Origin of the sequence: Vibrio mexicanus, assembly GCF_001012815.1 — a bacterium.
Lineage (GTDB): Bacteria > Pseudomonadota > Gammaproteobacteria > Enterobacterales > Vibrionaceae > Vibrio > Vibrio mexicanus.
The window spans coordinates 1-13440 of record NZ_JYJP01000114.1 but is presented as its reverse complement, the minus strand read 5'-3'; the positions used below and the strand labels follow the sequence as shown (position 1 = coordinate 13440).

The window sequence follows — 13440 nt, the reverse complement described above, 5'->3', positions numbered from 1 at the left end:
AAGCTTTTTCCTCTCTCTTCGTAAAGAAAGTGGAGCGACACACGAGGTTCGAACTCGTGACCTCAACCTTGGCAAGGTTGCGCTCTACCAACTGAGCTAGTGTCGCATTCTAAGAACGTTTCCGTCTTTAGGGCTGCGAATTATAAGAGCATTTTTTTGTGATGCAAGTCCTTATGACAAAAAAAGGAGATTTTTTTTCTGTTTGACTAAAAACTCAGCAGCATTACACAAAAGTGCTTATCAAGTGCCCGAATCAAGTCCTTAATTCTACAGTAAAAGCTCTGCATAGTGAGATATAAGCCCTTATTTTCTCTGCCAGAAGTGTGAATTTTTCGAAGATATTTTGACTTTGATATATAAGTTAAATGTATATCGAAGCAATTCTTATATTGAGTTCATCTTTATGGATAAATAATGGCACTCAAACAGCTGCATATTCTAATAGCAAAATTACTGATCATCTTTTGGGTCACAGCCCTGCTTTCTGCATGCGGCTCAGTTCCTAAACCGATTCGCAACCTAGGAAAAAGTGATGTTGATTTCGTCATGGACGTTCATGCAAAACAACAAAAAGAGATGCTAATTACGCTAACCAAAAAACTCTACGTCAGAAACCCGAATCAACTTAAAAAAGTGACGGGGATGACGGTAGATGAGCGCATAAACCAGATTTTTGGTACTCTCGACGAAACCGCACTACCCTCTCTCGTATTTGATGAGCTCGATGGTGTGACCAGCATTGACGCCATTTTGCTAGCGTTTGATGAAACGTTCGAGGGAGACCGCGTTTTTGCAGCTATGGTCGGGTTATCTGAAATGCTCCGCCGATCTTATAACCACCAGCAAGAGTTTTTCATTCTAGACTCCCTCGACGAGCAGGCGCTCTACAACAGTGCACGTAATATCGAAGTGTTCGTTTGGCGTTTATATCATCGTCGCGACACCAATGGCGATCTGTTCCTGCTTTCCAACCGAATCAACGAAGACGACTTCGATATCAGTTTTGATAGGCTCTTTGCCAAAATGGCGATGGTGCAAGACATGATGGCGTTTATTGTCGCAGACAAAACCAACCGAAGTATTACAAAGGTTGTCCACGGCGTGACTCAGTTTGTTTTCCTACCTGTTCCTTAAAACACCAATCTCTAGAACAGAAAAGCCAGCATTTATTGCTGGCTTTGGTTTTATCTTTAGTCGGCTACAGTGTCGATTAAATCGAAATAATCGTCTTGCGGTAGTATTGCAGTTCAGCAATCGACTCACGAATATCATCAAGCGCAAGGTGACTGCCTGTTTTTGAAAAGCCTTTCAATACTTCAGGCTTCCAACGACGCGTTAGCTCTTTCAAAGTACTCACATCGATATAGCGGTAGTGGAAGTACTGCTCAAGCTCAGGCATGTGTTTGTACAGGAATCGGCGATCTTGACCAACACTGTTACCACAAATAGGGGAAGCACCTGCAGGCACCCAATCTTCTAAAAATTCAATCGTTTGGCGAACCGCTTCTTGCTCCGACACCGAGCTTTCACGAACGCGATCAACTAAACCACTTCCAGTATGAGTTGTCGTGCACCACTCATCCATCTTATCGAGTTCATTCTCTGGTTGATGAATCGCAAGAACGGGACCTTCAGCTAAAATATTAAGTTCACTGTCTGTGACAATAGTGGCGATTTCGATAACTTTGTGAGTTTCTGGGTCTAACCCTGTCATCTCAAGATCAATCCAAATCAGGTTTTGATCGCTAAAGGACATATAAGAGCTGCCTATTTGTTTGCTGATAAAAAGGGTACTATACCCAAATTAAGATCCCCAAGATAGCTTGTATTCCGTGGGAACGTGAAGCATCTAGGAAATCGCACCCCATTTTATTAATTAAAGTACAAAACTGTGGCAAAGAAAAAAAAGCTCACTAAAGGTCAAGTTAGACGCGTTCGTAGTAACCAAAAAAAGCGTCTGAAACAGGAAGAATCCATTCAATGGGATGAGTCGATGCTTGGTAATACCAAGTCTGGACTTGTCATCACTCGTTTTGGCCAACATGCGACATCGAAGACTCTGAAACAAAAGAGATTCATCGCTGTAACCTTCGCCGTGGTATTGAGACCTTAGTCTCCGGTGATAAGGTGATCTGGCGTCCAGGCTCGAATCGATGGCTGGCATTTCAGGCGTCGTTGAAGCAGTAGAGCCACGAACCTCTGTATTGACTCGCCCAGATTACTATGATGGCTTGAAACCTGTTGCAGCCAACGTTGATCAAATGATCATCGTGTCGTCTGTATTGCCGGAACTGTCACTCAACATCATTGATCGCTACTTAGTCGCGTCAGAAACTCTAAGCATTGCCCCTCTGATTGTGCTCAACAAAATCGACTTACTCAGTGCAAAGCAACGTGAAGAGTACAAAACCGCTTTGGCCGAATATGAACGTATTGGCTACAAGGTTCTATTCGTCAGTAAAGAGACGGGCGAAGGCGTTGCTGCATTGGAAGCTGAACTGACTGATCGCATCAATATTTTTGTCGGTCAGTCTGGTGTAGGCAAATCAAGCTTGGTTAACGCGCTTATGCCTGAACTTGACGTCGAAGAAGGCGCTGTTTCTGAAAACTCAGGGCTAGGGCAACACACCACTACTGCAGCTCGTCTATACCACATTCCAAGTGGTGGCGACCTTATCGACTCGCCTGGGGTGCGTGAGTTCGGACTTTGGCACTTAGAAGCGGATCAAGTCACCGAAGCTTTTGTCGAGTTCAGACCACTACTCGGCGGTTGTAAATTCCGTGACTGTAAGCATGATGATGACCCTGGTTGCATCATCCGCGAGGCGGTTGAGAAAGGCGATATCAATCGTACTCGTTTTGAGAACTACCATCGAATTATTGAGAGCATGGCTGAAAATAAAGCGAACCGTCAGTACTCTAGAAACAAGAAAGCGGATCTTTAAGCACAGAATTCGTTGTAAAACTGCGCAAATGTTGGCTTTTATGTTGGATTTAAGTAACATCTCGCGCCCAGATTATCGTCAATTACTGAAATTGGATATTTATCATCATGGATAAAATTAAGGTTGGACTGCAATATTGGATCCCACAGCACGGGCTAACTCGCCTAGTTGGTAAGCTGGCTTCGGCTAAAGCTGGCGGTCTAACAACAGCTGTAATTCGTTGGTTTATCAAGCAATACAAAGTCAACATGAATGAAGCACTTCATTCAAACCCAGAGCACTTCAAAACCTTCAATGAGTTCTTTGTACGTGAATTAAAAGAAGATGCCCGCCCAATTACAGAAGGCGACAGTGTCATCACTCACCCAGCCGATGCATGTGTAAGCCAGTTTGGCCCAATTGAGCAAGGCGAACTTATTCAAGCAAAAGGCCATACCTACACGGCTTTAGAACTGCTTGGCGGCGACAGCGAACTAGCTAAAGAGTTTGATGAAGGCGAATTTGCAACCTTGTACCTTTCTCCAAGAGATTATCACCGCGTGCACATGCCATGTGACGGCACGTTACGTCAAATGATCTACGTACCTGGTGACCTTTTCTCAGTAAACCCGCTCACCGCGGAAAATGTACCAAACCTTTTCGCACGCAATGAGCGTGTTGTCTGTATCTTTGACACAGAGTTTGGCCCTATGGCACAAGTGCTTGTCGGTGCAACCATCGTTGGTAGCATTGAGCTTATCTGGGCGGGTACTGTTACTCCACCACGCGGCAATACAGTTTATCGTTGGGATTACCCAGCCGAAGGCGACAAGTCAGTCGTGTTGAAGAAAGGCGAAGAGATGGGTCGCTTCAAGTTAGGTTCGACAGTGATCAACCTATTTGCTAAAGACAGTGTCTCGTTTGATGAAACAATGCAGCTTAACGCTCCAACCGTGATGGGTACACCTTACGCTCACACGGGTAGCGCTCAAGAGCAAGAGCAAGAGCAAGAGCAAGAGCAAGCAGAATAACTTCCGTTTGCGTCTTGTCCTGATTTGATGAAAAAGAGCCTCTAGATAGAGGCTCTTTTTTTGACTAAAAACAAACACTTTCCAACAAAATCAATTTATTCATAAAAATCTAAACTGCGTCTAAGACCCTAAACTGTTTCTAAATTAACCTATCTCGAAGGACGAAGAAGATAAGGTAATTTAGGTAATGGCAAACAACGCATCCGTCATCATTAAACTGCTAGTCTGTTTTGGGCTGCCACTGGGAATATTGATGCTTCCTATCGACGCCATTCCTATTGATGATCTAACTCTTGTCCAACACCGTTTACTGGCTATTTTTCTTCTGGCCGCTTTGCTTTGGGTGTTAGAGCCAGTCCCCGTATTTGCCACGTCCATTTTGATCATTGCCTTAGAGCTAATCATGATATCGGATAAAGGCCTGACCCTATTCCGACATCCACCAGCCGGCCATGATCTAGGCGACTTGCTCAGCTATACCGATATTTTTAGCGCTTTCTCATCCCCTATTATCATTCTCTTTATGGGCGGTTTTGCACTCGCCATTGCTGCCTCGAAGTATGAGTTGGATAACAACCTAGCCCGCGTTCTACTGCGACCTTTTGGTAATCAACCGAGATTCATCATGCTCGGTTTAATGCTAATTACTGCCGTTTTCTCGATGTTTATGTCCAACACAGCAACCACGGTCATGATGTTGGCGCTGCTCGGGCCTATTGTCGCCTCAGCACCTAAAGGCGATATCGGTATTAAAGCTTTAGTGTTGTGTATTCCCATCGCGGCCAATACCGGTGGTATTGCCACCCCTATAGGTACGCCACCCAACGCCATTGCTTTGCAATATCTAACCGGCGACAATGCCATCGATTTTTTAAGTTGGATGATGATGGGTCTTCCTTTTGTGATTATTCAGCTCACCATCGCTTGGTTCCTGTTGCAGAAACTCTTTCCATCCACACAAAAAGAGATGGTGCTTAAACTCAATGGCCAGTTCAAAACCAGCTGGCGAGCCATCACGGTTTACGCCACGTTTGCTGTCACCATCCTTCTATGGATGACCACTAAACTGCATGGCATGAACACATACGTGGTATCGATCATCCCACTCGCCGTATTCACATTAACGGGCATTATGGGTAAAGAGGAGCTTAAGCAGATTAACTGGGATGTGCTTTGGCTGGTTGCCGGTGGTATTGCCATTGGTATTGGACTTGATCGAACCGGGTTGGCTTCGGCTTTAGCGCATGCCATCGACTACGAATCACTCTCTCCTGTCGCGGTTGTCGTGACTCTATCGGTCATTTGCTGGCTAATGGCAAACTTTATGAGTAATACCGCGACGGCTAACTTACTCATGCCCATTGCCGCCGCAATTGGGGCTTCGATGGAAAGCTTAGTGGCCATTGGTGGATTACAAGGTTTACTCGTGGTTGTCGCCTTCTCGGCCTCACTTGGTATGATCCTGCCTGTCTCGACGCCGCCTAACTCATTAGCTTACTCAACAGGGCTGATTGAAAGTAAAGACATGGCCAAGACCGGTATCATAATCGGCATCATAGGCTTACTGATTGTTTACGCTGCACTCTTTATTCTCACGTAAAGAGATATTTTTCAGCGTCTTGTGACTGATACAAAGCCACTAAAGCAAAACAAAAAAGCCAAACAAAATCTCTTGATTCTTGTTTGGCTTAAGGCATATTGATGTGCTTACCCAATTAAAGGAGAGCATGTCGTGGGTTATGAGTGGTTAGCCCTTGGGGCTGCTTTTCTATGGGCTATTGCCAGCCTACTGTCCGTCACACCTGCACGCCACCTCGGCACGTTTGCTACAGTCGATGGCGAATGGGTTGCACCTCCTTTATTCTTACGTCGATGGCACTTTTAACTGGTGGTTGGGCAAGTGTCGAGTTCAGCACGATTGCCCCCATGGCGCTATCGGGCTTGATTGGCATCTTTATTGGCGACACGGCACTGTTTGCCTGTTTAAACCGCATGGGTCCACGGCAAGCTGGACTACTGTTTTCTTGTCATGCTGTCTTTTCCGCGGTACTCGGCTACTTTCTATTTAGTGAAAACATGACGACCATGGAATTCCTAGGCTCGACGTTGGTTTTCGCTGGGGTTGTCACTGCCATCTTCTTTGGTCGAAAAGGCAATCAAGCACAGTCATTGGAGCAAGTACGTGGCAGTATTGCAGTAGGTATTTCGCTCGGGCTATTGGCTGCTCTCTGCCAAGCGTTGGGCGGGGTCATTGCTAAGCCAGTAATGCAAACGTCTATTGACCCGGTTGCAGCATCAGCAATGCGAATGATCACCGCTTTTTTGGCCCATTCGTTGTTTCTCTTTACTGGTGCTTCACTCGCGAAAGCCACTAATTCTATGAACTGGCGCATTTTTTCCATCACCGCCGTTAACGGCTTCTTAGCGATGGCTGTAGGTATGACTCTCATTCTGTATGCTTTGCGCGACGGAAACGTAGGCATGGTTGCCCTACTTTCATCAACAACACCAATCATGCTCTTACCATTGCTTTGGGTATACACCAAACAAAGGCCAAATGGATTCGCCTGGATTGGCGCTATCCTTGCAGTCGTTGGCAGTGCAATTCTCGTTAGTTAGAGACTATTACTGAAATAGGCAATAGCAGCTTTCAATCTAGATAAAATTCTCTAGTATTAGTCATCAAGAGATAGGCTTCGAGACGAAAAATTAACGCCTTACATGCGGTAGTGTGAAAGCTAGCAACAATAAATCGCACAGATAATTTGATCTTAGCCTACAGTTTTGGTTAAAAAGTGTAGTAAAATTACGCTAATTTGTTTCCAAAGTTACTTTGAATTTGACGAGGTCATCACTATGTCTGCTAAGAAGCCTATGGCTCTAGTAATTCTTGACGGTTACGGTCACCGTGAAGATACCGCAAGCAATGCAATCGCTAATGCGAAAACGCCCGTAATGGACGCGCTACTAGCAAACAACCCTAATACTCTTATTTCTGCTTCTGGTATGGACGTTGGTCTACCTGACGGTCAAATGGGTAACTCTGAAGTAGGTCACACAAACATCGGCGCTGGCCGTGTTGTATACCAAGACCTAACTCGCATCACTAAATCTATCGCTGACGGCGAGTTTGCTGAAACTCCAGCGCTTGTTGACGCTATCGACGCTGCAGTTAAAGCTGAAAAAGCAGTGCACATCATGGGCCTTATGTCTCCAGGTGGCGTACACTCTCACGAAGACCACATCTACGCAGCCGTTGAAATGGCAGCAGCACGCGGCGCAGAGAAAATCTACCTTCACTGTTTTCTAGATGGCCGTGACACTCCGCCACGCAGCGCAGAAAACTCTCTAAAACGCTTCCAAGATCTATTCGCAACACTAGGTAAAGGCCGCGTGGCTTCTCTAGTAGGTCGTTACTACGCAATGGACCGTGACAATAACTGGGATCGCGTTCAAGTTGCTTACGATCTTCTTACTCAAGCGAAAGGTGAGTTCACAGCTGAAACAGCAGTTGCTGGCCTTGAAGCGGCTTACGCTCGTGACGAGAATGATGAGTTCGTAAAAGCAACAACAATCAAAGCAGAAGGCCAAGAAGACGCAATCGTTGCTGATGGCGACGCTGTTATCTTCATGAACTACCGTGCTGACCGTGCTCGTCAGATCACTCGTGCTTTCGTACCTGAGTTCGACGGTTTCGAGCGTGCTGTATTCCCAACAATCAACTTCGTAATGCTAACGCAATACGCTGCTGACATCCCACTAGCGATTGGCTTCCCACCAGCGTCTCTAGAGAACACTTACGGTGAATGGCTATCTAAGCAAGGCCAAACTCAGCTGCGTATCTCTGAAACAGAGAAGTACGCACACGTGACTTTCTTCTTCAACGGTGGTGTTGAGAACGAGTTCGAAGGCGAAGAGCGTCAGCTTGTTGCTTCTCCAAAAGTTGCAACTTACGACATGCAGCCAGAAATGAGCTCTCCAGAGCTAACTGAGAAGATGGTTGCGGCTATCAAGTCTGGCAAGTTCGACACAATCATCTGTAACTACCCGAATGCAGATATGGTTGGTCACACTGGCGTTTACGAAGCAGCTGAGAAAGCAATCGAAGCGCTAGACGAAAGCGTTGGTAAAGTGGTTGAAGCAATCAAAGAAGTCGGCGGTCAAATGCTAATCACAGCTGACCACGGTAACGCAGAAATGATGATCGACCCAGAAACTGGCGGCATCCACACTGCGCACACTAACCTGCCTGTACCTCTAATCTACGTAGGTGACAAAGCGGTTGAGTTCAAAGAAGGCGGAAAACTGTCTGATCTAGCACCAACTATGCTATCTCTAGCTGGTCTAGAAATCCCAGCAGAAATGTCAGGCGAAGTTCTAGTTAAGTAATCTAGCCGATTCCGTTTATTGAGAGCGCCTCGAATATCGAGGCGCTTTTTTTATACGCAAAACCAATGATAGTTAGACAATAGCACCAAGTTTTTACTTTGCTATTTCTTATCATTATTGTCTTTGGTTATACTGGATGACTACTCTAAGGATTTGGAATCGCTCAACAATGTTCACGCGGCAGTCATCTCAACTGACATTTAATTTGGTTAACTCCACTGTTTTCCAACGCTACGTTGTGCCAGCTTTATTAGGTGCAACATTTGCGTTCGCACCTGTTTATGCGGCTTCCAATTCAGAGTTAAGTGGCGTAAAAAGCGAGATTAGCCGTCAGCAACAGTCACTCACTTCTCAACAGAAAAAACTCAATCAACTGCAAAATACGCTGAAGAGCCAAGAGCTCGATATTGCTGCTATTGGCCGTGCAATCAAAGAGAGCGAGCAATCTCTCAAAGAGACAAATGAGAGTATAAAAACGCTCACAGCTAATGTCTCAGCTCTAGAAAAAGAGCAAGAAGTCCAGAGTGCTAAATTAGCAGAATTAATTCAGACCTATTACGTCACTCGTAGAGCAAAGTCCTCCTCCAATATATTGAATAATGGTGTCGAAGAAGATCGCATCAGCCAGTATTTTCAGCATCTCGCCAAAGAGCGTGCCAGCACCATTGAAGAACTTGAGCAGGTGAGAGAATCATTGTCCGATAACCAACGTCAACTTGAACTGCAAAAGAACCAAATTACCAAGCTGCTGAGTGAGCAAAAAGCCCAGCAAACCAAGCTAACGAAAGCGCAAAGCCAAAGAAAAGCGACCGTTGGAAAAATTCAGAAAAGCATCTCTAGTGACAAAGTTTATCTCAATGAACTTCAGCGCAATGAGACTCGCCTAAAAGCGGAGATTGCCAAAGCGGCAAAAAGGAACGCCGCGCCAATGGATGGTTTAGCGAAGCAAAAAGGTCGCCTGCCTTGGCCACTGAAAGGCAAGGTTCTGCACAGCTATGGCACTAAGCAAACCGGACAGATTGATTGGAAAGGTATGGTGATTGATGCCAACTACGGCCAATCCGTCAAAGCCGTCTACTCTGGCACTGTGGTATTTGCCGAATATCTACGTGGCTATGGCCTAGTGGTTCTACTTGACCATGGTAAAGGCGATATGACTTTGTACGGCTTCAACCAGTCCCTGACCAAAAAGGAAGGTGATAAGGTACTCGCAGGTGAAACCATTGCATTGGCCGGGGATACTGGCGGCCAACCTCGTCCGTCACTCTACTTTGAGATTCGCCGCAACAGTAAGACCCAAAACCCGAAAAATTGGCTAACGCGCTAACAGCATGATGTTGCTGACATCATGCGTTCATCGCCTTCACTCCTTCCTCTAGGAGTTGAAGCTGCTCTAAACCTTGAGGTGTGGCCTTGGGTTTTACAACAGCAATCATCTGGATCATACCTTGATGAACCACTTGTTCCGTAATTTGTGTTTGAGGCGACATCGCCGAGCGATATGCGAGCCAACTGCAAGCAATTAAGTGCAAGGTCGTCACCAACGGTTTCAACTCATCGTCTTCAACCACCAGCAAATCTAACTCAACAAACTCAGCCATTATATTGACTAGGTTTTGCTGCAAGCGATCTTGCACCGCAATGTAATCGCCGTGCAGTTCAGGATCTCTTTGTAGTATCTCGGGCAAATTGGCATAGAAGAAACGGTACTTCCACATCAAGTTAAAGATGGAGTCTAAATAGTGTTTAAGTAGCGTTAGACTCTCTTGCTGGCCTTGTATTGGGGTAAAACGTTCAAGCAACTCTGTAGAATAGAGAGTAAAAATCTCTCTTACGATCTCTTGCTTATTGCGAAAATGGTAATAGAGGTTACCAGGGCTGATTTCAATGTGAGCGGCGATGTGATTGGTGGTGATATTCCGTTCACCATGTTGGTTAAACAGTTCCAGAGCAGCATGTACAATTTTGTCACGGGTCTTCATTTTCTATTTAGCATTCCCTTTCTTATCGTTTAGCCAGTATAGCGACTCAATGTTCGTATAACAAAAAAGCGCCTGATAGAATCAGGCGCTTTTTCAATCTGTTCAATTATTTGTGGTATGGCTTAGATAATTCATGTACCGCTTCCACAAACACACCTGCATTTTCAGGTGGCACGTCAAGGTGAATACCGTGTCCTAGGTTAAAGACGTGGCCAGTACCAGCATCGCCGAAGCCTTCAAGGATAGTAGCCACTTCTTCACGAATACGCTCAGGTGAAGCATACAGCATTGAAGGATCCATATTGCCTTGCAGAGCCACCTTGTCACCAACGCGTTTCACCGCGTCTTGGATGTTGATTGTCCAATCTAGGCCAACTGCATCACAACCTGTTGCTGCAATTTGCTCTAGCCACATACCACCGTTCTTAGTGAACAGAGTAACAGGAACGCGGCGACCGTCGTTTTCACGAAGCAGACCATCAACAATCTTGTGCATGTACTGCAGTGAGAATAGGTTGTAGTCGCGTGGCGTGAGTACACCGCCCCACGTATCAAATACCATTACCGATTGTGCACCCGCTTTAATTTGGGCGTTTAGGTATTCAATCACGCTGTCAGCAAGTTTATCGAGAAGTAGATGCAGAGTTTGAGGTTCCGCATACATCATCTTTTTGATCTTAGTGAAGGCTTTCGAGCTACCACCTTCAACCATGTAAGTTGCAAGTGTCCATGGACTACCTGAGAAGCCAATTAAAGGGACATCGCCATTCAGATCTTTACGAATCTGACGAACGGCATTCATTACGTATTGCAGCTCACCTTCCGGATCTGGGAGGCCGATCTTTTCAACGTCTGCTTTGCAGGTAATCGGCTTATCGAATACAGGGCCTTCGCCAGCCGCAAAGCGCAGTTCTAACCCCATTGCATCTGGGATCGTTAGAATGTCTGAGAAAAGGATCGCAGCATCAAGAGGAAAACGGCGAAGTGGCTGAAGCGTTACTTCTGACGCCAGTTCAGCATTTTTACATAGAGACATGAAGTCGCCAGCTTCTGCGCGAGTCGCCTTGTATTCTGGCAGGTAACGACCCGCTTGGCGCATCATCCACACTGGAGTGTAATCTACAGGCTGCTTTAATAGCGCGCGTAGATAACGATCATTCTTTAATTCTGTCATTCCGTTTTTCCAATTTCAGGCTTTATTATTTGGTCGATATTCTAACACTGATTCTGGGGGAAAAGCTGTAGGCTTTGCAACCTAGATCATGTTATTAAGTTTTAAATCAATGCTTAATTTGCACCCAACAAATAACGGTGTTAAATATTTGTTTGCTAGCGAAAACTATAATAAATACTGAACACTCGGTGTTCAGCATCTCATAACGACATCTTACTTACCCCCTCCGGTTCGGAGGGTTTTTTTTATCTATTTTTCAAAAAGATACCTACACGACTACTCAACCAAACTTTTTGAGTGTTCAATTAATTCTCTGGCAATTGTGCATGAGGAGCCACCTCTGGAAGTGCGTTAAGATCGAACCACTGAGCGTCGGATAGCTCGGTATAATCGGGTTTGAGATCGCCCGAATCATAATCCGCTAAAAAGCCCATCATCATGCTTGAAGGAAAGGCCCAAGCTGACTGCCAAAATAACGAATATTCTTCACATCAACGCCAGTTTCTTCTTTTACTTCTCTGGCAACGCATTGCTCTAACGTCTCACCGACTTCTAAAAAGCCTGCGATCACAGTATACATACCACTCTTATGACGAGGATGTTGCGCAAGTAAGATCTGATGACGATTTCGAACCGCAACGATAATGCATGGGAAAATACGTGGGTAATGCAGCGTACGACAATCCCCACACTGCATAGCGAGCTGATTGTGGTTAAGGTGGTTTCTTCCCCCACATTGGGAACAAAAGCGCATAGTTTGGCTCATGTGGCCGTATTGCACCGCCTTACTGATCAGTAGAAAGAGCTCCGAGTCAAAGTGCAAGCAGTCACGCAGAGAGGTCAATTCTATCTCACTAGGACAATCAGCTTCATTGAGCCATATTACTGCTCGTTTTTGATAGCTTCCTATCTTGACGCCTTTGTCTTCCGGAAGGCCCCAATCCTTGGCTTGCCCGCAAGGTAGCTCTCCGTCAATGAGCCAGATCTCACTTCCTGATACGACACACCAGTATGCCGTACCTTTATTAACCCCGTCACTTTTCATTAACATTCCATTCTCTCATCGCTTGCAGTTCATTCATTTTACTGGCAATCTAATTTCATACCAGAATTTGTAGTCGTGATGAATTACAACTATAAGCTCTAGTAAGGATCAGGGTTTATATCGATGAACTTTTTCGTCACCGGAGTTGTGACTGAATCATGAGGACATGCTCATGCTAAATAAATTCAAACAAACACAAGAACAGTGGGGTGGCTCAAGCGAAGTCATTGATCACTGGTTAGAAACTCGTCAACAACTGATTGTCGAATTTTGTAAACTTGCTGCGCTGCAACCTTCTTCAAAACCTGCCGTTGCGGAACTTCCAACACCGGAAGAGCTTCAGTCTTTTTGCCAACACCTCGTTGACTATATCTCAGAGGGTCACTTTAAGATTTACGATATGGTGATGGATAAGTGGCGAGCAACTGGCTTTGAAGCGACAGAAGAGATCGATCAGACCTACGGTAAAATCGTACTGACGACCGAGCCACTACTTAACTTCACCGATAAATATGCCGCAGTCGATAAAGAAGACACACTTGAAGATTTCGATAGCGATTTGTCCCTGATTGGTGAAATCATTGAAGTACGCTTCGCTGTAGAAGATGAACTGATTCAACTTATTGCAGATAGCTTAGCGGTACCACCAGGCGCTTAAAACCACTTTCTATCTGAGTAGGTTCTCCACATACTTGTTGGCACTTGTCGGTGCCAACCACATTTCTCGTGTACCACTTTCCTGCTAACTTCTATCAAGTCGTTCTCGCTTTAATCCATTACTTTCAGCCATTCCACTGACTTTAAATCACTAGTAAAGCAATTCGGCCGAATTAAAGAGTCAAATGACAGGCAATAAAAAAGGTTCATCGCGGCTTTCCGGGGAAAGCCGCTTTTG

The 13440-nt window shown here is 45.3% G+C and carries 9 protein-coding genes, 1 tRNA gene and 3 pseudogenes; 8 read left to right on the top strand and 5 right to left on the bottom strand.

Annotated elements, in window-relative coordinates; genetic code table 11:
* Positions 1–30 precede the first annotated feature (30 nt).
* Positions 31–106, bottom strand: a tRNA-Gly gene (locus UA76_RS17880).
* Between the two features lie 308 nt (positions 107–414).
* Between UA76_RS17880 and UA76_RS17875 the strand changes: the two genes are divergently transcribed.
* Positions 415–1134: a hypothetical protein gene (locus tag UA76_RS17875; RefSeq protein WP_047048992.1), complete on the top strand. Its 720-nt coding sequence runs from the start codon at positions 415–417 to the stop codon at positions 1132–1134.
* A gap of 76 nt (positions 1135–1210) precedes the next feature.
* Here the strand turns inward: UA76_RS17875 and orn are convergent, their stop codons facing one another.
* Complete coding sequence (gene orn / locus UA76_RS17870) at positions 1211–1756, bottom strand: oligoribonuclease (RefSeq protein WP_047048990.1); 546 nt, start codon at positions 1754–1756, stop codon at positions 1211–1213.
* Positions 1757–1891: 135 nt separating this feature from the next.
* Here orn and rsgA point away from each other — a divergent pair.
* From rsgA to UA76_RS17840, 6 genes and pseudogenes are all read left to right on the top strand, one after another.
* Positions 1892–2945 (top strand): annotated as a pseudogene (gene rsgA, locus UA76_RS17865) (small ribosomal subunit biogenesis GTPase RsgA).
* Between the two features lie 107 nt (positions 2946–3052).
* Positions 3053–3955: an archaetidylserine decarboxylase gene (gene asd, locus UA76_RS17860; RefSeq protein WP_047048986.1), complete on the top strand. Its 903-nt coding sequence runs from the start codon at positions 3053–3055 to the stop codon at positions 3953–3955.
* A 187-nt stretch (positions 3956–4142) separates the two neighbouring features.
* Positions 4143–5555: an SLC13 family permease gene (locus UA76_RS17855; protein WP_047048983.1), complete on the top strand. Its 1413-nt coding sequence runs from the start codon at positions 4143–4145 to the stop codon at positions 5553–5555.
* 132 nt (positions 5556–5687) lie between these two features.
* A pseudogene (locus tag UA76_RS17850) lies at positions 5688–6574 on the top strand (DMT family transporter).
* 237 nt (positions 6575–6811) lie between these two features.
* Positions 6812–8344 (top strand): 2,3-bisphosphoglycerate-independent phosphoglycerate mutase, encoded by a 1533-nt coding sequence (gpmM, locus tag UA76_RS17845; protein WP_047048981.1) that lies wholly within the window; start codon positions 6812–6814, stop codon positions 8342–8344.
* Positions 8345–8513: 169 nt separating this feature from the next.
* The gene (locus tag UA76_RS17840) at positions 8514–9671 is read left to right on the top strand and encodes a murein hydrolase activator EnvC family protein (protein WP_084705539.1); all 1158 of its coding nucleotides are present in this window, start codon (positions 8514–8516) and stop codon (positions 9669–9671) included.
* 19 nt (positions 9672–9690) lie between these two features.
* On the opposite strand, the gene UA76_RS17835 is transcribed toward UA76_RS17840, so the two are convergent.
* The 3 genes and pseudogenes from UA76_RS17835 to nudC all read right to left on the bottom strand — a co-directional run bounded on the left by UA76_RS17835 (position 9691) and on the right by nudC (position 12551).
* Entirely contained in the window at positions 9691–10326 is a 636-nt protein-coding gene (locus UA76_RS17835) for a TetR/AcrR family transcriptional regulator (RefSeq protein WP_047048978.1), read from the bottom strand.
* 106 nt (positions 10327–10432) lie between these two features.
* The gene (gene hemE, locus UA76_RS17830; RefSeq protein WP_047048976.1) at positions 10433–11500 is read right to left on the bottom strand and encodes a uroporphyrinogen decarboxylase; all 1068 of its coding nucleotides are present in this window, start codon (positions 11498–11500) and stop codon (positions 10433–10435) included.
* Between the two features lie 276 nt (positions 11501–11776).
* Positions 11777–12551, bottom strand: a pseudogene (nudC, locus tag UA76_RS17825) (NAD(+) diphosphatase).
* A 160-nt stretch (positions 12552–12711) separates the two neighbouring features.
* Between nudC and UA76_RS17820 the strand changes: the two are divergent.
* Positions 12712–13203: an Rsd/AlgQ family anti-sigma factor gene (locus UA76_RS17820; RefSeq protein ID WP_047048972.1), complete on the top strand. Its 492-nt coding sequence runs from the start codon at positions 12712–12714 to the stop codon at positions 13201–13203.
* The last annotated feature ends 237 nt before the right edge of the window (positions 13204–13440 follow it).

What these genes read in the sequence shown, in the direction of transcription:
- UA76_RS17875 (WP_047048992.1), top strand. Translation starts at nt 415, where the DNA reads ATGGCACTCAAACAGCTGCATATTCTAATAGCAAAATTACTGATCATC.
- orn (WP_047048990.1), bottom strand. Translation starts at nt 1,756, where the DNA reads ATGTCCTTTAGCGATCAAAACCTGATTTGGATTGATCTTGAGATGACA.
- asd (WP_047048986.1), top strand. Translation starts at nt 3,053, where the DNA reads ATGGATAAAATTAAGGTTGGACTGCAATATTGGATCCCACAGCACGGG.
- UA76_RS17855 (WP_047048983.1), top strand. Translation starts at nt 4,143, where the DNA reads ATGGCAAACAACGCATCCGTCATCATTAAACTGCTAGTCTGTTTTGGG.
- gpmM (WP_047048981.1), top strand. Translation starts at nt 6,812, where the DNA reads ATGTCTGCTAAGAAGCCTATGGCTCTAGTAATTCTTGACGGTTACGGT.
- UA76_RS17840 (WP_084705539.1), top strand. Translation starts at nt 8,514, where the DNA reads ATGTTCACGCGGCAGTCATCTCAACTGACATTTAATTTGGTTAACTCC.
- UA76_RS17835 (WP_047048978.1), bottom strand. Translation starts at nt 10,326, where the DNA reads ATGAAGACCCGTGACAAAATTGTACATGCTGCTCTGGAACTGTTTAAC.
- hemE (WP_047048976.1), bottom strand. Translation starts at nt 11,500, where the DNA reads ATGACAGAATTAAAGAATGATCGTTATCTACGCGCGCTATTAAAGCAG.
- UA76_RS17820 (WP_047048972.1), top strand. Translation starts at nt 12,712, where the DNA reads ATGCTCATGCTAAATAAATTCAAACAAACACAAGAACAGTGGGGTGGC.